Annotated in this window: 19 protein-coding genes; all 19 read right to left on the reverse strand. The window is 37.4% G+C overall.

All coding sequences use genetic code 11. From position 1 onward, the window contains the following. Window positions 1-7: 7 nt before the first annotated feature. Window positions 8-319, reverse strand: coding sequence for a PTS sugar transporter subunit IIB (locus tag ACIQZG_RS00835; protein ID WP_402753262.1), 312 nt, complete (start codon window positions 317-319; stop codon window positions 8-10). 214 nt (window positions 320-533) lie between these two features. Further along, the gene (ptsP, locus tag ACIQZG_RS00840; protein ID WP_402753263.1) at window positions 534-2,246 is read right to left on the reverse strand and encodes a phosphoenolpyruvate--protein phosphotransferase; all 1,713 of its coding nucleotides are present in this window, start codon (window positions 2,244-2,246) and stop codon (window positions 534-536) included. Further along, window positions 2,240-2,509, reverse strand: a complete 270-nt coding sequence (locus ACIQZG_RS00845; RefSeq protein WP_402753264.1) for an HPr family phosphocarrier protein — start codon at window positions 2,507-2,509, stop codon at window positions 2,240-2,242. The genes ptsP (ACIQZG_RS00840) and ACIQZG_RS00845 overlap by 7 nt, the downstream gene beginning before the upstream one ends. Before the next feature lie 20 nt (window positions 2,510-2,529). Next, window positions 2,530-3,249, reverse strand: coding sequence for a sugar isomerase domain-containing protein (locus tag ACIQZG_RS00850; RefSeq protein ID WP_483869778.1), 720 nt, complete (start codon window positions 3,247-3,249; stop codon window positions 2,530-2,532). A gap of 4 nt (window positions 3,250-3,253) precedes the next feature. Then, the gene (locus tag ACIQZG_RS00855) at window positions 3,254-3,976 is read right to left on the reverse strand and encodes a GntR family transcriptional regulator (RefSeq protein WP_402753591.1); all 723 of its coding nucleotides are present in this window, start codon (window positions 3,974-3,976) and stop codon (window positions 3,254-3,256) included. A gap of 21 nt (window positions 3,977-3,997) precedes the next feature. Continuing rightward, window positions 3,998-5,158: an N-acetylglucosamine-6-phosphate deacetylase gene (gene nagA, locus ACIQZG_RS00860; RefSeq protein WP_402753266.1), complete on the reverse strand. Its 1,161-nt coding sequence runs from the start codon at window positions 5,156-5,158 to the stop codon at window positions 3,998-4,000. A 1,177-nt stretch (window positions 5,159-6,335) separates the two neighbouring features. Further along, complete coding sequence (locus tag ACIQZG_RS00865; RefSeq protein WP_402753267.1) at window positions 6,336-7,097, reverse strand: tRNA threonylcarbamoyladenosine dehydratase; 762 nt, start codon at window positions 7,095-7,097, stop codon at window positions 6,336-6,338. Window positions 7,098-7,738: 641 nt separating this feature from the next. Beyond that, on the reverse strand, window positions 7,739-8,719 hold the full coding sequence (locus ACIQZG_RS00870) for an N-acetylglucosamine kinase (RefSeq protein WP_402753268.1): 981 nt from the start codon (window positions 8,717-8,719) through the stop codon (window positions 7,739-7,741). Between the two features lie 108 nt (window positions 8,720-8,827). Continuing rightward, window positions 8,828-9,910, reverse strand: a complete 1,083-nt coding sequence (locus ACIQZG_RS00875) for a DUF871 domain-containing protein (protein WP_402753269.1) — start codon at window positions 9,908-9,910, stop codon at window positions 8,828-8,830. 147 nt (window positions 9,911-10,057) lie between these two features. Continuing rightward, window positions 10,058-11,398, reverse strand: coding sequence for a PTS sugar transporter subunit IIC (locus ACIQZG_RS00880; protein WP_402753592.1), 1,341 nt, complete (start codon window positions 11,396-11,398; stop codon window positions 10,058-10,060). A gap of 42 nt (window positions 11,399-11,440) precedes the next feature. Beyond that, entirely contained in the window at window positions 11,441-11,761 is a 321-nt protein-coding gene (locus ACIQZG_RS00885; RefSeq protein ID WP_402753270.1) for a PTS lactose/cellobiose transporter subunit IIA, read from the reverse strand. A gap of 12 nt (window positions 11,762-11,773) precedes the next feature. Further along, entirely contained in the window at window positions 11,774-12,085 is a 312-nt protein-coding gene (locus ACIQZG_RS00890; RefSeq protein ID WP_402753271.1) for a PTS sugar transporter subunit IIB, read from the reverse strand. Between the two features lie 223 nt (window positions 12,086-12,308). Then, entirely contained in the window at window positions 12,309-13,499 is a 1,191-nt protein-coding gene (locus ACIQZG_RS00895; RefSeq protein WP_402753272.1) for a GNAT family N-acetyltransferase, read from the reverse strand. A gap of 19 nt (window positions 13,500-13,518) precedes the next feature. Then, entirely contained in the window at window positions 13,519-15,237 is a 1,719-nt protein-coding gene (gene ptsP, locus ACIQZG_RS00900) for a phosphoenolpyruvate--protein phosphotransferase (protein ID WP_402753273.1), read from the reverse strand. Continuing rightward, complete coding sequence (locus ACIQZG_RS00905) at window positions 15,231-15,500, reverse strand: HPr family phosphocarrier protein (RefSeq protein WP_402753274.1); 270 nt, start codon at window positions 15,498-15,500, stop codon at window positions 15,231-15,233. Before ACIQZG_RS00905 ends, ptsP (ACIQZG_RS00900) begins: the two co-directional genes overlap by 7 nt. Before the next feature lie 18 nt (window positions 15,501-15,518). Continuing rightward, window positions 15,519-16,238 carry a sugar isomerase domain-containing protein gene (locus ACIQZG_RS00910; RefSeq protein ID WP_402753275.1) on the reverse strand — a complete coding sequence of 240 codons (720 nt, stop codon included), beginning with the start codon at window positions 16,236-16,238 and terminating at the stop codon, window positions 15,519-15,521. Window positions 16,239-16,242: 4 nt separating this feature from the next. Then, window positions 16,243-16,965, reverse strand: coding sequence for a GntR family transcriptional regulator (locus tag ACIQZG_RS00915; RefSeq protein ID WP_402753276.1), 723 nt, complete (start codon window positions 16,963-16,965; stop codon window positions 16,243-16,245). Between the two features lie 17 nt (window positions 16,966-16,982). Beyond that, window positions 16,983-18,155 (reverse strand): N-acetylglucosamine-6-phosphate deacetylase, encoded by a 1,173-nt coding sequence (gene nagA / locus ACIQZG_RS00920; RefSeq protein ID WP_402753277.1) that lies wholly within the window; start codon window positions 18,153-18,155, stop codon window positions 16,983-16,985. 239 nt (window positions 18,156-18,394) lie between these two features. Beyond that, window positions 18,395-20,266, reverse strand: a complete 1,872-nt coding sequence (locus ACIQZG_RS00925; protein WP_402753278.1) for a PTS fructose transporter subunit IIABC — start codon at window positions 20,264-20,266, stop codon at window positions 18,395-18,397. Between the last annotated feature and the right edge of the window lie 98 nt (window positions 20,267-20,364).

Genomic DNA, 20,364 nt, shown 5'->3' on the forward strand with positions numbered 1-20,364 from the left:
ATCCTCCTTAACCAATTAACGTAAGTGCTTGTTTTAAAACATTCTCGCCGTTCATCATACCGTAATCTGCCATGTTAATTGCTTCAATTGGTATATTCTTTTCTTTATACTTTTTCTCGTAATTTCCTTTTAAATAGCGGACTTGAGGTCCAAGTAATAAAACGTGTACATCTTTACTCGCCATAACTTTATCTACTTCACTTTCAGCGACTGCAAAAATATCTGCCTCGATGTTTTGCTCTTGAGCTACATTTTGCATTTTAGATACCAGTAAACTTGTACTCATCCCTGCTACACAAACTAACATAATGTTTTTCATAATTAATTTTCCTCCTTCAATATTGAAAACGTTTTCTTGAAATAAGAATATCACCAACTGGTATATACCACAATACGCTTTTCTCGGTATTTTTTGAACTAATAATGAATGAAAAATTTCCCTGTTGCAATCGCACTTAATTAATATTGCCACACCACAATCTGAGTATTGAAACAACTCAAGGATTAAGAGTTGGACCAATATAGTTTAGGTACTATTTCAATAAATTCTTCTTCACATATGCCTCTACTTCAACAGCCGTCGTCAATGTAAATAGTTGATCAAGATGGCCTGCTAATTCCGTTTTAGATAATTTGGCAATTTGCGCACGTGTATTTAAGATGGATGGCGCACTCATTGAAAACTCATCTAATCCAAGTGCCAACAAAATTGGAATAGCGATTTCATCTCCAGCCATTTCCCCACACATCCCTACCCATTTACCGTGTTGATGCGCTGCCTCAATAACTGTTTTCACAAGTCTGATAATCGCAGGGTGATAGGGTTGATATAGATAGGAAATCTTTTCATTCATACGATCGGCCGCTAATGTATACTGGATTAAATCATTCGTTCCTATCGATAGGAAGTCTGCCTCTTGCGCAAATAGATCCGCAATAACTGCTGCTGATGGGATTTCAACCATCATACCGACTTCAATCGACTCAGATACAGGAATTCCTTCCGCTACAAGCTTTTGTTTTTCCTCTATTAACAAGGCTTTTGCTTCTCTGAACTCGTCTAACGTAGCGATCATCGGGAACATTACCTTTAAATTACCGTACACGCTGGCTCTTAATAGGGCACGTAATTGCGTACGGAAAATGTCCTGCTGATCTAAACATAGACGAACTGCACGGTAGCCTAAGAATGGATTCATTTCATGCTCTAGCTTTAAATAAGGCAGGATTTTATCGCCACCAATATCTAATGTACGAACAACAGTTGGCTTGCCTTGCATTTTCTCTAGAACCGTTTTATACGCGGTAAATTGCTCTTCTTCATTCGGTAATTCCTGACGGTCCATATACAAGAATTCTGTGCGGAATAGACCGATTCCATCCCCACCATTTTCAAGTATCATGTCAACATCTTCAGGTTTCCCGATGTTTCCAGCGATTTCAATATGATGACCATCAGCACTTACGCTCTCTAAAGAACGGTATTGGTCCAATAATTGTCTTTCCTCTTCGCTCTTTTTCTGTTTTTCCATGTATTCATTTAGCACATCTTCAGTCGCATTCATAATCACTTTGCCAGTCGTACCATCGATAATAACCGGAGCCCCTTGAACAATATCTCTCGTTGCTGTTTTTGTACCTACCACAGCAGGAATCTCCATCGTTCTCGCTAAAATAGCTGAATGTGAAGTTCTACCTCCGATATCCGTAATAAAACCTTTTACATAAGTTTTATCTAATTGTGCTGTTAAAGAAGGTGTTAAATCCTCCGCTACGATGATTACATCAGTCGAAATGCGGCTAAGATCCGTAACCTCAACCCCTAACAAATGTGATAGTACACGCGTTGAAACATCACGAATATCCGCTGCACGTTCTTGCATGTATTCATTATCCATTGCTTCAAACATCTCAATATACATTGTAGCTGTTTCTTGTAAGGCAAACTCTGCATTCCATCCATCATCGATTTTCGCTTCAACTGCGCCAAGCATTTCTGGATCCCCTAAAAGCAATAGGTGCGCTGAAAAAATTGCCGCTTTTTCTTCGCCGAATTTTCGTTTAGCAATGTCACGAATTTCTTCTAATTCTAATTTTGCTTTTTGATACGCCTCTTTTAATCTGCCCTTTTCAGCATCAATATCCGTAACCCTTACTTTTTCAAAAGATAAATCAGGTTCTATCAAGCAGTAAGCTTTCGCTACGGCGATGCCATTTGACACAGCAATCCCGTTAATTTCTAGCATTCTTCACCAATCCCATTAGAAGTGATTACTTCCGTTACTTTATTAATTAGTGCTTCAGCATCCGAACCTTCCGCTGAAATATCAACAACAGAACCAGGTGAAACCCCAAGAGCCATAACGCCCATAATTGATTTTAAATTTACAGTTTTTTCTTTGTATGTCATAGATACTTCAGATTCAAATGGAGTTACCGCTGTCACTAATAATGTTGTTGGTCTTGCATGTAAACCTTCTGCCGCTGTAATTTTGTAAGATTTTTTCATTTGTATTTCCCCCTACTAAATTATTTAAAATCAATTCGACTTTTGTATTTTTCAATCATTAATTCGTTATGCGCCGGATTACTTGCTACATTTGCACTTTTAAATACCGGCAACTCACTAGTATAATTAGTTGTTTTTTCGATAATTTGACACAATAAAGCATTTAACATTGTAGAACCAATAACCGTTGAAGCAGGTCCATATTGCATTCCCTGATAATTTAACAGTCCATCGCCCACCGGTATATGAGTATCTAAGACAAAATCAACAACGTCCTCTAATCGATTACCGCTACTATGCATTGTCTTTTGCTCTCGATACATTAGTGATTGTAGTGAAATTACTGTTATACCCGCTCTTTTAGCTAATATCGCTGCATCAATCGGTGCATTATTTCGCCCGGATGTAGAGATGACTATGAGGACATCATTCGGTTGAAAGTCAAAATCTTTTTCGTGCTGTTGAATAATTGTTGCATCTTTTTCATTTTTCGAAGAGGTTAACGCACCAGTATGAAGCATTAAAGGTTCAATTGTAATTGGACGCACTGGTACTAAACCTCCCGCACGATAAAATGCCTCCTGAGCCAGAAGATGCGAGTGCCCACAACCAAATAATTGCAAAATCCCTCCTTTATGAAGCTTTTCCGCTATTACTTCAGCGACTTTTTCTATATTTTGCTGTTCATGTTTTATCACAAAGTCTAAGTGGTTTTGTACCTCTTTAAAATAAGAATGCATATAATCACCTTTGTATCTCACTTATAAATTTGTATCGATCTGCGCGATACGCACTGCGCACTAACTCAAATGGAACACCATCTACGAAATAGCTTATACGCTTAATAATTAAGACAGCAGCAGAACTACTTAAATGTAAATATTCACTTTCCTCTTTAGAAACAATTGCTGCTTCCATAACTTGAATCGCATTTCCAATTTTTTGATGATGCTTTGCTTCTATTATTGTATAAAGTGAGCCCATAACTTTTTTTTCATCTAATTCTGGGTACACTTTTACTGGAATATAAGTTCTTTCAATTGCCATGGGTTTTTTATCTGCATTTCGAATTCTGACAACATAAAATACTTCTTCATCAGGTTCTAAGAATAAATCCCGCGCAATATCAATTGGAGGAACCATTTTCTCAAACCGAATTAATTTACTGCTTGGTTCCATTCCTCTTGCCTTCATATCCTCAGTAAAACTTGTTAATCCCATTAAAGGCTGTTCTAACTTTGGATTCGCAACATACGTGCCTCTTCCTTTTTCACGATATAACAACCCACTATTCACTAAATTAGTAATTGCTTGGCGTACCGTCATACGACTCACATCGTATTGAAGAGATAGCTCTCTCTCGGAAGGAATATTTTCACCAATTTTATATTCTTCAAGATAGATTTTTCTCTTTAAAATTTCTTCGATTTGAATGTAAATAGGAATATGAGAATTTTTATCTAACACAATACTCACCATCCAACTGGATTAAGATCTCTCATACACTACTTTCCCTTGGCAAATAGTTTTTTGCACATTCAATTCTTGATCGAGTAGAACAAAGTCTGCATCATACCCTTCTTTAATATGCCCTTTTGTTAATAAATTCAACTGCTGAGCAGCGTTTGTTGAGGACATAGAAACAAGCTCTTGCCACGAACAATCTGTAACCGCTTTCATATTCTTCACAGCTTGTTCCATCGATAACACACTACCGGCTAACGCACCATTCGATAAGTGCGCACCATTTTCTGTAACTTTCACAACTTGTCCACCTAAATCGTAGTTCCCGTACGACAATCCTTTTGCACGCATAGCATCGGAAATTAAAATGATACCTGATGCTCCTTTTAGACGATAAGCTAATAGAACTGCTTGTGGATGACTATGCACAAAGTCAACAATTACTTCTACTTTTATCTTGTCCTCTAATAACGTACTACCTACTACGCCTACTTCACGATGATGGAAAGGTCGCATTTGATTATAGAGGTGGGTTGCTTGTTTTACACCCATCTTTACTGCTTCTTCTACTTCTTCATGCGTTGCATCTGAATGACCTATAGAAACAATAACACCTTGTTCACTAAGAGTTTGTACGAAATCGTACCCCCCTTCAACTTCTGGTGCCACTGTTATTTGCTTAATGCGTCGTCCACTTAACTCCTGCCAATGGTTAAATTGCTCAATTGAAGGTAAAATGATGTATTCAATTGGCTGAGCACCTGCACGTTTTGTTGAAACATAAGGTCCTTCAACATGAATACCTAGCAACTGTGCTTCATCATCACGACTATCAAATTGCGCGACATTTATTAGCGCATTTTCAATAGCTTGAATTGACTGCGTCATCGTTGTTGCAAGAAAGCCTGTTACCCCTTCTTCTACTAATGAGCGAGCCATACCATGCAGTGCATTTTGCGTCGCATCCATAGTATCATGACCAGCAGATCCGTGAATATGCATATCAATATAACCCGGGAACAATAACCAACCCTTACCTTTACCATCGATATAATGATCTGCTTCATATGTCAATTCAGTTCCTATTTTTAGAATTTGACCATTTTCAACATAAATATCCCCAACAAATAAATCCTGATCAGGATTCACAATCGTAATGTTTGAAATTAAAAGTGAATTTACCATTTTGCACCTCCTATTAAGTTAGAACTCTTTTTAAAACAAAGGTATAGTTGTCTATACCGATTAGAAAGCGATTACATAAAAGCTTTTTAATTACCTGCTAAAATACCAATCACCTTTGTTCTTATAATTGTCCAAGTTAATCAATTCTAATCGAATTATTAGCATTAACAATTATTACAATATGACGATTTCTGATTGTACTGTGATAAAAGAAATCCATACACTTGGAAAACATCAGGCTTAATATTACCGATATAGTATCATCACTTTTTTTAAAATTCAAACGATAACTGAAGTTAGTAAAACCTCAAATTCTCTCGAAAATGAGAAAGAATCCAGAAAACAAAAATAGACTTTAGCCTAAATCTATTGGTATAGTTGTCTATACCAATTAGAAAGCGGTTACATAAAGAATAAAATTTTTTCAATACCTCCTATATCAAAGCTTTTTACCTCTCAGCAAAGATTCAAATTACTGAGTCCCTACTCCAAAATATACGAAATATTATTATCTCTGCCTTTAATAAATGTAAAGACCATCCATTTAACAGCTCTAACAATTATTAAAGTATAACGATTCCCGAATATACCATAATGCAAGAAATACAATTACTTTGAATTCGTGTCTTATAGGCGGTTGACCGCACCAAGCTTCGTTATACCGATATATTATCATCTCTTTATTAAAATTTCAATTGAAAACAAAAGCTATTATAATTAAAAATTCTCTCGAAAATACAAAAATATAGTCTTTTCCGTTGGGTCAGTTCGGTAAAAATTAATCTATTTGGACAATATTTCTATACCTCACTCAATTTACTAAATCGTAATTTTGAAGCTACTTTACACTTAAAAAGCTCATACCGGATATTAATTAATTATCATTTATCGGAAATAATTACATCCTTCAAATATCCACTATTTACATTATGAAGTCACTAAAGGAAAAGGCATGTCCCGTTATGATTTGTACATTGATAATAGTCAGATGATTTTATTCTACGTTCAACTTAAGCAATTTGAAAAGTACACACGCCCGATTAAAATTTCTGAAATTAAGCAAAAACAAACAACCAGTCGCCGGTACACTACCGATAACTGGTTGGAAAATTGCTTTTTGACCTCTGTCTTATATTCAGGAGCCAGTTCAATAAATCTACATATCTTTTGTTTCTACTTAGTCTTGCACACGTGTAATTTTCACATCTGCTAAAATTGTATTAATAACCCAACTTGCAGCGATTAAACCAGCAACAGATGGTACGAAGGCATTAGAAGATGGTGGCATTTTCGCTTTACGAATGGCTGCATCTGGTTTCCCAACATGCTCAACTACATCCTGACGAACAACAATTGGGCTCTCATCTGAGAATACAACTTTCACACCTTTATGAATTCCCTCTTTACGAAGTTTCGTACGAATCACTTTTGCTAGTGGATCCGTATGTGTTTTTGAAATATCTGCAATCTGGAAGCGCGTTGGATCCATTTTATTTGCAGCACCCATACTAGAAATAATCGGGATATTGCGTCTCAAACATTCCTTCATAATATGGATTTTATACATTACTGTATCGCTCGCATCAATGACATAATCAATTCCTTGTGCGAAGAAATCCTCATACGTTTCCTCTGTATAAAACATATGCATATCAATGACTTCACATTCAGGATTAATGTCCGCAATACGCTCTTTCATAACTGCTGATTTTGATTTGCCGACTGTCGAAAGATACGCAACTAGCTGACGGTTCACGTTTGTAATATCTACATTATCTTTATCAACTAAAATAATACGGCCTACGCCACTTCTCGCACAAGCCTCTGCAGCGAACGAACCGACACCTCCTACTCCTAAAATAGCGACCGTTGTATTTTTTAATTTGTCGAGCCCTTCTGAACCAATAGCTAGCTCGTTTCTTGAAAATTGATGTAACATAACTACACTCTCCATTTATATGAATTTTCTCTTCATGAATCCATTATACCTACTGAATAAAAGTAAACCTAGTCATATACTATGAAAAAAGCAAATTTATTTTTATATTTTATCATGGATTTCTTCAGGTGAAAATGGTATCAAAAAAAGTATCCTTGGATGAGAAAGAGAATATCCAATAAGTCCCTTTAAGCAGAAAAACTAGCTTTCTATACGGTAAAAACCTGCTTCGCTTTCCGCGGCACAGCGTAAGCCGCAGGAGTTTACGCGGTTTTTTACTTTTATATCAAAAAAGCAGTATTATTAACAGTACTATCGCATACTATTATTCTTTTAAGACAGTCCCTCTAGTCAATAGAATTTAAGTGAATATGGCCTACCGTTTTCAATCTCTTACTCGCCAAATTAGATTGGTCCATACCTTTTCACACTCTCGTAAAGTAAAAATCTTTTTTCTAATAAATATCTAGTAGATCCTCATTACAGGCGGCTCAAAGCTCCCCCTGGAACAAAATCAACCGGTGCCTCTAATAAACTTTCATAAAGAACTTATTGACGTATTCGTTTCTCTACAAAATGAAAAGTATCCTTGTTCAAGGATACTTTTCACTTTCAAACAATATTTTAGTATGTAGAATCACTTATACACTCCACTGTGTATAGTTTCGATGAAAGGCCTCTACAAAGTTCGTTTCAACTTGGATACCTTCTGTTTTTAACGCTCCTACCACAGCACCGCCAATCGGCTCTAGCAAAGTTGGGATGATGTGTACTGGTAGCTGCTTAACTGTGGCTAATTGCTTTAGCTTAGGTAGTAACAGTGTCGTATTTGAAAATACACCGCCCGCTAATACTACTGGAACATCTCCATCTTCCCATGCCATCATATAGTAGCATGTTTTAATGGCATGATAGAACTTTTCACACGCGTCATGAATAATTGCATTTGCGACAACGTCTCCTTTTTCAGCAGCCTGATGTACATATTTACTTAACGGCGCAATAATTGTTCGTGGATGCTCCTCTCGATAAACACACTCAATCAATTCCGGGACGCTATCCACAGCAAAATGCTCCAATATTGCACCACTTAATGCTGTTGGCAATGCTCTACGATCATAACTTCGAAATACAGCCTTAAGTGCTTGTATGCCAAGATCATAGCCACTCCCCTCATCATCAAACAAATACCCCCATCCACCTACTCGATGGACATTGTGCTTACTATCGTACCCCATCGTAATGGTACCTGTCCCAGCAATTTGTACAATACCTTCTCTGCCAAGCGTGCCTGAGTAGAGCGCAATGATAGCATCATTTTCTATTATTAGTGTAGTGTCATTGCCAATATATTCACGAAGTATTGTCTCTACTGTCTTTTCTACATTCTTTTCTTTTACACCTGCCATGCCCGCGAAGCAACTTTGAATGGCTGCAAATGCTTGTGGGTTTTGCGCTTGTAATGCCTCCATTAACTCACGAATTGTAGCTTCAAAGTGCTGTATATCCATCGCTGTCGGATTACTACGCCCTGTTATGATTTTTGCGTGGACATCGCCGAACTCATCGCTAATCACAGCCGTCGTTTTTGTACCACCACCATCTATCGCTAATACATACATAACCTTCCCCCTAAGCTTTTATCAATTTTTGCCGACCACAAACACCTTTTTTCAAATGCCTAAAAGGATTGAGCTATTCTTTAGACTCAACCCTTCTATCACTACATACTATTTCGTAAAACCAAATGACGACCACGGTTGAATTTGTTTTAGTAAAAAACGCTCTTCCTCTACCACTTTTGCCACTATATTTGTACAACCTGAATTCGGCATTTCTTTTAATACTACTTGTAATTCCCCTTTATAACGAACATCCAAATCATTATCGATTGTTACATCACCTGGCTTTAAATCATGTGTATCATGTGCAAGGAAATCTTCATTTTTGTATTTCACCCGTGATTGCGTACTACGAATAACATAGTCTGAAACATCCCCACGATTAAAGTGCGGCTCATTAAAAATAACTGCTTTTTCTAATGCATTCGTTTCGGCATTAGGTATGACTTTTAGCTCAAGTTTATTGCGATTTAATTGTCCTAATGCCCGTAGCTCTTCCTCTGAAGCATACATATTGCCAATAATACAATCATCAATCAAGCCCGTATGCCACATATCTTTTGCTTGAACAGTTATTGGCAGATGTCGATGTTCTTCTAAGGTCGGCAAACCATATGGCGTTTCTTCCCAAGGACCAAATTTAGCATGTTGAGACGAAATCATTGCAGCTGTACGAATATGATTATCTTTGAACAATTTAGATGCCATTAAAAAGTGTTGGCGCGAAAGCCCTGTATATTGCCTTGGATAAAAATTATGACAGCCTGTAATATTTTCTTTGTTCGGTTGGTAAGATAATATGTTTTCGACATACTTTGTACCATTACTAATATTTAGCTCTACCTTTAAATTACACGCATCAAGGGACATGAATGCTTCCTCTTGACCAGAGAACCCCATATCTAAACGTAAAGCCGCTAAATGATAATGCTCCTTAAAATAAGCAATATCCCTATACGTTAAGCCTTGCTCCTCAAAAACTTGTGGTGCAATATCAGCAGAAATATCAAAGCCTAGTTGTTTAGCAAATTGATTGATTTGTTGAAGCTTCGTTCTTTCTTCATCGTTTTTCATCGACATTAAGCATGTGAAGATACGAGTAAAACCATTTTCATGCGCTAACTGAATGTAGTCTTTCATATCTTGTAATGTACTATGTTGAGGATATAGCGAAATACCTAATTGTCTCATTTAAATACCTCCGCTGATTATTGAATGAATTACACCTCGGCGTAATTCCGTCTAGATCCAAAAAATATGATTGCAATTTTCTGAATCTAGACATCCGCCAGAGGCTTAAATTTTATTTGCTCAGTGTCCTACTGCCTATTAAAAAAATTAGACTTCTACTTTTTCAATTTCGACTCTCTCAACATTTACCGCTTCAAGCTTACTTTCTTGCTGCGTTGCTTTATTTGCTTCTTGTTTTGCTATACGATTAGCCATAGCTAAGAATGGAAGGTAAATACATACTGCAACGACAATTAACACAACGCTTAATACTGCTCCAGCTATTGATTGAGTCACTAAAAATCCATTTATAATCGGTGGTGTTGTCCACGGTGCTGCAACAGTCGCCGCAGGAACTAATCCCCATTTCGTAGCAAAGAAAGCGATTGTAACATTGACCATTGGCGTCAAAATAAACGGTATAAATAAAATCGGGTTTAAGACAATTGGTAAACCAAATAGTAACGGTTCATTAATATTAAATACTCCCGGAGCTGCGGATAATTTACCAACTGTACTATATTGCTTATTTTTTCTCGCGATAATGAAAATCGCTATTATGAGTGCAATTGTTGTACCCGATCCACCCATATTTACAAATGCATCAAAGAAAGGCTTGTTTACGATATATGGAGCTACTTCACCAGCTGTAATCGCCGCAACGTTTGCTTCAATTGCTGGTAGATTAATAGATTGCATAAATGGCTCGATGATATTAGCACCATGAACACCTAAAGTCCATAAGAACGCCGGAATGAAAGCTAATAGTAACGCTGCAACCCATGTATTTGTTAAGCCCATAAATGGCTCTTGAATTGTCGAATAGAATGTACCCACAATATCAGGAATACCAAAACCTGCGGAAATGATCGTACGAACTAATGCAAATATACCAATAGTAATAATAGCTGGCAGCAAGGCTGCAAATGATTTCGAAACTGCTGGTGGTACCCCATCTGGCATTTTGATCAGTAGTTTACTATTACCTGATAATCTACAAAATACTTCAGTAGACAGCAACGCAACAATAATGGCTATAAATATCCCGCCAGTTCCAGTTGTTAAACCTGTTAAACCACCTTCACCAAAAGTTCCAAATGTCATATAACTTGATAGACCAATCACCCCTGCGGAAAGTCCATCTTTGTCATAACTTTTTGCTAGATTATAAGCAATAGAGAAAGCTAGTAAAAGGGAGATGATTCCGAATGTTGCTCCCCAAATATTGCCGCCCCATTGCGTCCAGGTTTCATGCTTCCAAATTGAATCTAACGCATTTTGATAGAACTTAATTGGCAGATTGTTGATTAGTACTGCTAATGATCCAACAATTGTTAGTGGCATGATTGTAATAAAGCCATCACGAATTGCGACTAAATGACGTTGACTTCCTATCCTTGCGGCTACCGGTACAAACTTTTCTTCTAAAAAACGGAACATCGTATACACTCCCCTTTTGTGTTTTTTTATCACTAACATCTAATTTAGATGTTATTCCCCTTTGATTCGTTCATAAAGATCTATCATTTCTTTCGCTAAATCTCGAAAAGTAATCGCATTCATTAAATGGTCCTGCGCATGAATAAGTAACATGGAAACTTCTACTTTTTCGCCTCTAGCTTCTTGTGTTAACAACGCTGTTTGAGAATGATGTGCTCCTGTTAAAGCCTCATTTGCTAACTCTATCTTTTTTCTCGCCTCATCAATCTCTCCTGCTTTTGCTAATTGAATGGCTTCCATACATTCACTTTTTGTATTTCCACTATGGACAATTAAGCCCATAATGGACTCCATCATTACTGCTTCTTCCATTGCCATTCCTCCTCACCCGATTAACTTTAACGCCTGTTTCAATACATTCTCGCCGTTCATCATTCCGTAGTCTGCCATGTTAATGACCTCGATTGGTAAATTCAGCTGCTTGTATTTTTTTTCAAATGTCCCTTTTAAATAACGTACTTGAGGTCCAAGTAACAGCACATCCGCTTCTTTGTCCGCTAAAACTTTATCAACTTCACTTTCCGCGATGGCATAAATGTCTGCCTCAATATTTTGTTCTTGTGCTGCCTTTTGCATTTTTGATACAAGTAAACTCGTACTCATACCCGCTACACAGACTAACATGATATTCTTCATATTTAGCACCCCTTTTTAATAAAATGTAATCGTTTTCGTACAATGAGGATAACATTTATTGGTATATACCACAATGCTTTTTTACACATTTATTCCCATAAAAATATGCTATAATTAGTGGGCTATCCCATAAATACTGGTAAATAAATGATATAACACAACTGGTATAGTCCAAAAAAAACTTCAAAATTTTTTCATAATCTAACGATTTCTCACTAGCTATTTAAAAATATTCATAAAAAACTGGTCGACCAATTGGGATTGCCTCTTGCCAAGTATCGATCACTTCTTTTGTCACAGCTTTGTTTGCGTATATGATCGTATCTTTAACAGAAAGGTAGCCGACCATCATGGCTGAAAATAGATTGATTGGTACTGCTAAGATATGCATATCTTCAATCGAATTATCCTCGATTTTCTCTACAATACCGTTTTTATTTATTTTAAAGAGATGGTCATTCCAAGAACCAAATGTATCTTTAATACATACATACAAAGGTTGCTGAATATCTCTCCACGGATAACGCTTCAAAAATTCAAAAACATCCACTATTCTTACCATGACATCTTTCGTAATTTCCTGTTTAAATTGAGGCTGCTCAAAATGAAAACCAAAGTGACGGTCATTCGAGGTAACACCTACAATTTTATTGACACTCGCAGTATGTGACGTAATAAAGCGCCAAATCGCTTGTTCAGCTACGACATCCACTGCTATAAAGTCTTTAACAAAGAAGGTTAAATTGCTTATCTCATAGCGCACATAGCCCGCTATTTGGTTATCACGGTAATAGGCAGCTAAATGACTGTCCGGTTCTCTCCTCATTATTCGTTGCCACCATGCACTATCACGCATCATACTACCGTTATTTAGTAAAGCTTGCTCATTAAAAAATTGCTGAATATCCTGAAATATCGCCTCGTCTGGCCATTCAAAGCTCATTCGTTTTACATCATCCACCTGTTGCCCGAAATTAGGAAACACCTCTGTTGGAATCGAATAATGCAGTTTTTCAAAAAATAATTCCCACCCAAAATAACGATAAAAAGACACTGAAAAAGGGGCTAGCACAGATATGAATTGCTCATTCTTACGCATATCTATTAATGCTTGGATCATTAGCTTTTTCATAATCCCTTGATTTCGATTTTCTGGATATGTCGCAACGAAGCCAATCCCTCCCATCTTATAATTCACACCATGCACGGTCATATTAAGTGGGAGCACCAATAACTGACCAACGACTTTTTCCCCATTATATGCACCTAGCGTTTGGCTATGCTGCACCCAATAGTGAAAATCTTCACGACGAGACCCTACATATTTGTTTGGAAAACAATAATCTCTTAAACGATGGACTTGCGGATAATCTTCTTGTGGAATCGATTTGATTTCTATAGTTGATACCCCCATTCACAAAATATTCAATCTATTATTGATAGACTACTAGATGATTTCGTACGTATTGCTCGACATCTTCTGCAGTGGACAGCATCATTATGTGCTCGATATGTTCCATTAACGGCTCTTTCAAAAGCTTCGTAATTTGCGCACGGGTTTTTAATATAGCGGACGCATTCATTGAAAACTCATCTAAGCCTAATGCAAGTAATATAGGTATCGCTACCTCATCCCCCGCCATTTCACCACACATACCTACCCATTTCCCTTGACGATGGGCTGCATCAATAACTGTTTTGATAAGTCTTAATACAGCAGGATGGTATGGCTGATATAAATAAGAGACATTTTCATTCATACGATCTGTCGCCAAAGTGTATTGGATTAGATCATTTGTACCTATTGAGAAGAAATCTGCTTCTTTTGCAAATAAATCTGCAATAATTGCCGCTGACGGAATTTCAATCATCATGCCCACTTCAATTGTTTCAGATACAGTAAATCCTTCATTTTTTAAATTTTTCTGTTCTTCCAGTAATAATGCTTTTGCAGCTCTGAACTCCTCAACTGTAGCAATCATCGGAAACATAATTTTCAAATTCCCATATACGCTAGACCTTAGTAAAGCACGTAGCTGCGTGCGGAAAATTTCTTGCTGATCTAAACACAAGCGAATTGCACGATAGCCTAAAAAAGGGTTCATTTCAGGTGCCAACTTTAAATAGGGTAGATTTTTATCGCCCCCAATATCTAATGTTCGTACGACTGTTGGCTTGTCATGCATTTTCTCTAGGACAGTCCGATAGACAGCAAATTGTTCTTCCTCATTCGGTAATTCCTGTCTATCCATATAAAGAAATTCTGTCCGAAATAGCCCGATACCATCTCCACCATTCGCGACAACTGTATCGACATCTTCTGGCTTACCGATATTGCCACCGATTTCTACAATATACCCATCTGCACTTTTACTCTCTAAAAAACGATATTGCGCAAGGTTTCGTTTCTCGTCTTCATGCACCTCTTGTTGTTTGACGTAATATTTCGACAATTCTTCTGTTGCGTTCATGATGATAGTTCCGTTTGTACCATCTACTATTACAGACGCACCATGTTTTATAGACTTTGTCGCTGTTTTTGTACCTACGACTGCTGGAATTTCCATTGTTCTTGCCAATATCGCTGAATGTGACGTTCTACCACCAATATCTGTAATAAAACCCTTCACGTATTTTGTATCTAATTGCGCAGTCATCGATGGTGTTAAGTCTTCTGCCACTATAATAACGTCTGAAGTCAACCGGCTATAATCCGGTATTGTCACGCCCAATAAATGCGCTAATATGCGTTTCGCAACATCTCGAATATCAGCTGCTCTTTCTCGCATATAATCATTTTCCATTGACTCAAACATAGCTATAAACATAGTAGATACTTCATGCAAAGCGCATTCAGCATTGATACCTTTATTTATTTTTGCTTCAATAGCAGTCAGCATCTCTGGATCTTCCAATAGCAAAAGATGTGCAGAAAAGATAGCAGCTTTTTCTTCACCAAACTTTTGTCTAGCCATCTCACATATTTCTTGTAGTTCCAGCTTTGATGTTGCCACAGCATTCTTAAATCTAGTATTTTCTGCTGCTGTATTTAACACTTCAACTCTAGTAAACGATAAATCTGGTTCTATCAAACAATAAGCTTTTGCTAGGGCGATGCCATTGGAAACAGCAATCCCCTTCAATTCTAGCATTCTTCACCAATTCCTTTAGAAATGATTACTTCTGTTACTGTCTTCATAAGCTTGTCAGCATCTGCACCTTGTGCAGAAATCGTTACAACACTCCCAGGTAAAATACCTTGCGACATTACACCCATGATAGATTTTAAGTTAACGGATTTATCTTTATAAGTTAGTTCTACCTCAGCTTCAAATGGTGTAACGGCAGATACTAAAAGTGCTGTTGGACGTGCATGTAAACCTTCTGGTGTAGTAATTTTAAATGTTTTTTTCATAGATAAAACCTCCTAATTTTATTTAAAGTTAATTCGGCCTTCATATTTGGCAATCATTAAGTTGTTGTGATTTTGATTGGTTGTGACATTTGTACTTTCAAAAACAGGCAAGACATCCATTTGATCCGCCATTTTCTCAATCACCTGGCTCAATAAAGTATTTAAAATTGTAGAGCCGATAACTGTAGAAGCAGGGCCATACTGCATACCCGCACGACTAAGTAATCCATCACCAACAGGGACGTGTGTATCTAACACAACGTCAACAATTTCCTCAAGTCGTTTTTCACTTTTATGTCGTGTTGGATGCTCTTTATAGGCTAACGATTGAAGTGACATTACTGGTATCCCCTGCTCTTTTGCTAATAATGCAGCCTCAATCGGTGCATTATTACGCCCAGACGTAGAAATGACCATCAGAATATCCTGTTCATGAAAATTAAATTGATCTGCATAGCTTTGAATGATGTCTGGATCCTTTTCATTTACAGAAGAAGTGAGTGCTCCCACATGAAGTGTTAGTGGCTCGATAATGATTGGGCGTACTGGTACTAGGCCACCTGCACGGTAATATCCTTCTTGCGCCAATAAATGCGAATGTCCACATCCAAACAATTGCAAAACGCCCCCTTTTTGGAGTCGCTCTACGATTACTTGTGAAGCTCTTTCTATACTTACATGTTCCTTCTCTAAAACATGAGACAGAAGTTTTTGTACTTCTTGAAAATAAGTATGCATATAATCACCTTTTTATTTCACTTATGAATTTGTATCGATCAGCACGATATATACTTCGGACTAATTCGAAAGGGATACCATCCGCTAAAAAACTTGTACGTTTTATGATTAAGACAGGAGCAGTGTTATTGATCTGCAAATATTTACTATCCTCATTTGAGACAAGTGCGGCCTCCATTTGTTGAATGGCATTACCAATTTTCTGATGAAATTTAGCTTCAATTAATGCATAAAGGGAACCCATAATTTTCTTTTCATCTAGTTCAGGATACACTTTGACTGGGATATACGTTCTTTCAATAGCCATCGGTTTTGAATCTGCACTTCTTATCCTAGCAACAAAGAATACCTCTTCGCCTGGTTCTAACAGTAAATCACGCGCAATATCCATCGGCGGTACGATTTTTTCGAAGCGCAAAATCTTACTGCTCGGCTCCATCCCTCTTGCTTTCATATCCTCTGTAAAACTTGTTAAGCCCATTAATGGTTGTTCTAATTTCGGATTAGCCACATATGTGCCTCGCCCTTTTTCACGATACAGTAATCCACTATTCACTAAATTCGTAATGGATTGGCGAACTGTCATGCGACTTACATCAAATTGCAAGGACAATTCCCTTTCAGAAGGTATATTTTCACCAATCTTATACTCTTCTAAATAAATACGTTGTTTCAATATTTCTTCTATTTGTACATAGATAGGTATATGAGAATTTTTATCTAACAAAATTTGCACCATCCTTATTACATTACTTCTTTAGTATTCTCAAATACTACTTTACCTCGACAAATAGTTTTTTGCACATCCAATTTTTGATTTACTATAACAATATCCGCATCAAAACCTTCTGCAATATAGCCTTTTGTTGTTAAATGTAATTGTTCTGCTGCGTTAGTTGAAGACATCGCCACAAGCTCTTGTAGCGAACAATTGGTTACAAATTGCATATTTTTAACCGCTACATCCATTGTTAGAACACTTCCAGCTAAGGCGCCATTCGATAAATGTGCACCCGTTTTTGTCACAGATACGGTTTGACCCCCTAAATCATACTCTCCATGTGATAGCCCTTTTGCACGCATCGCATCTGTAATTAAAATAATCCCCGTTGCACCTTTTAAGCGATACGCTAACTCGACAGCTTTTGGATGACTATGCACAAAGTCCACAATCACTTCTACTTTCACATTATCGTCTACTAAGACACTACCTACTACGCCAGGCTCTCGATGATGAAATGGTCTCATTTGATTAAATAAATGTGTCGCTTGCTTAGCACCTAATCGCACAGCTTTCTCTACTTCTTGCGTTGTGGCATCTGAATGACCGATTGATACAACAATGCCCTGATGACTAAGCTCTTCTATAAATTCGAAACCACCTTCGATTTCTGGAGCTACAGTAATCTGTTTAATACGTTGACCACTCAATTCCTGCCATCGATTAAATTGTTGAATAGATGGTGGCTTCATATATTCTACTGGCTGTGCTCCCGCTCGTATTGCAGAAATATACGGTCCTTCAACATGCACACCAAGAAGTTCAGCTTCACCTTCAGCGCTTTCAAATTGCGCTATATTCGATAATGCTCTTTCAATAGCAGGATCAGATTGAGTCATCGTTGTTGCTAGAAAGCCAGTTACACCTTCTTTCACTAACGAACGTCCCAAACTTCGGAGGGAATCATCCGTTGCATCCATCGCATCATTCCCCTCAGAACCATGAATATGCATATCAATATAACCAGGGAACAAAATCCAATCTTTCCCCTTCGCATTGATAGCTCGCTCTGCTACAACCGTTAATGCTTTACCAACTCTTTTAATACGACCATTTTCAATGTATACATCACCTTCAAATGGAAGTTGGTCATGATTCACAATCGTGACATTTGAAATTAAAAGTGTATTGGTCAATTTTACACCCCCATAAGAAAAACAATTTCTCTCCGCAACCACAGGTATAGTTGTCTATACCAATTATAAAGCGTTTACAAATGAAAATAAAGAATTTTTTACTTTTATATGTAATTTTTTCTTGTTCTATGCTTTTTTATCATAAATAAACTGAATTCATTTAAAAGTGGGATAATAGATAAACTAAGGGCGTCCCATTAGCCAGCTCAGCTAACTAATGGGACGACCCTACTTATAATTTACATTTTTTCTTCTATTGGCTTTTTCCAGAATCCAATCATTACTGCAGTTACAATTGATCCAATTAGGAGTGATACTGCATACATAAGTGGATTTTTAATAGCCCAAATTACGAAAATCCCACCGTGTGGCGCTTGTGATTCACAGCCAAAGAATAGCGCTAATCCACCAGCTAATGCCGCACCAACTACAGAACTAACAATTACACGAATTGGATCTGCTGCTGCAAATGGAATCGCTCCCTCTGTAATGAAAGAAGCACCCATAATATAGTTTGTTTTACCTGCATCTCGTTCAGCTTGTGTAAATTTCTTTTTAAAGAATGTCGTTGCTAAAGCTAATCCTAACGGTGGTACCATACCACCAATCATCGCAGCTGCTTGTGGTGCAAAATTATTAGATGCAGCCATTGCGATACCGAATGCAAATGCTGTTTTGTTTACTGGACCACCCATATCAACTGCCATCATACCACCAAGTACAAGACCTAAAATTACGGCGTTAGTACCTGATAAACCATTTAAGAAATTCATTAATCCATCCATTACAGCAGCAATTGGTGAATTAACAACGAATACCATTATTAAACCAACTATTAGAATACCGAATACTGGATACAATAACGTTGGTTTAAGCCCTTCGAATGATTGTGGTAAAGAAGAAAAGACTTTTTTCAACCCGAGGATTACATAACCTGCAAGGAAACCGGCAATTAATCCGCCCAAGAAACCTGCACCGCCAGATACTGCAAGTAAACCACCTACCATACCTGGAGCAAATGCTGGTCGATCACCAATCGCACTCGCAATAAATCCTGCTAGGACAGGAACCATGATAGAAAGTGCCGTCCCACCGCCGATTAAGTTTAAGGCTTCTGCTAATGGACCTTCTGTTTTATATCCGCCGAATAAAAACGCTAAGGCTACTAATAAACCACCACCAACAACAAATGGTAACATATTAGAGATACCATTCATTAATGGTTTATAGAAGTACTCTTTAAATCCACCTTCAGATGTTGTCGATTCAGTAGTTCCAATAGATTCACCTGTGGCTTTATAAATAGGTGCATCTTGATTTAAAGCACGATCAAGTAATTCATCTGTTTTACGAATACCCGCCGCAACAGGTACTTTTATGACATGCTTACCTGCAAAACGGTCCATTTCAACTTGTTTATCAGCCGCAACGATAATCGCTGTTGCTTTTTCAATGTCTTCAGCCGTTAGTGCACCTTTAACACCTGTTGAACCATTCGTTTCGACTTTAAATGCAATTCCTCTTTCTTTTGCTTTTGCCTTCAGAGCATCAGCCGCCATATACGTATGGGCAATACCTGTCGGACAGGCCGTTACCGCTAGAATTAATTGTTCATCATCTTTAACTTCCGTAATTACTTCTTCTTCGCCGTCTTCTTCTTTTTCTTTAGCATCAATAATATTGATAACTTCTTCTGAAGATTTTGCTGCTAATAAATCTTCACGGAACTTAGCATCCATCAATAATGAAGAAAGACGTGATAATGTTTCAAGATGCTCATTATTAGCACCGGCACTTGCTGCAATCATGAATAAAAGGTGTGCTGGTTTTCCATCTAATGATTCATAATCTACACCATTTACTGATTTTGCAAATAAAATTGATGGTGTTTTTACTGCATCTGTTTTTGCATGAGGAATTGCAATTCCTTCACCAATCCCTGTTGTACTTTGGGATTCTCGTTTTAAAATTGCTTCTCTAAAGCCATCTAAACTGTTTAAACGTCCAGCTATATCTAATTTTTTAGTCATTTCATCAATAGCTGCAGACTTGCTAGTAGCAGCTAAATCGATAATAACGGTATCTTTTTTTAATAAATCCGTAATTTTCATAGTCGACCACCTAACCTGAAATTTTCTTGATAGTTACTTAATTCATTAAAGAATCAATTTTCTCTAGTTGCTAAATCTTGGCTAAATGCAGTTGCACG

It is taken from the genome of Lysinibacillus sp. NPDC096418 (assembly GCF_044762775.1).
Classification (GTDB): domain Bacteria; phylum Bacillota; class Bacilli; order Bacillales_A; family Planococcaceae; genus Lysinibacillus.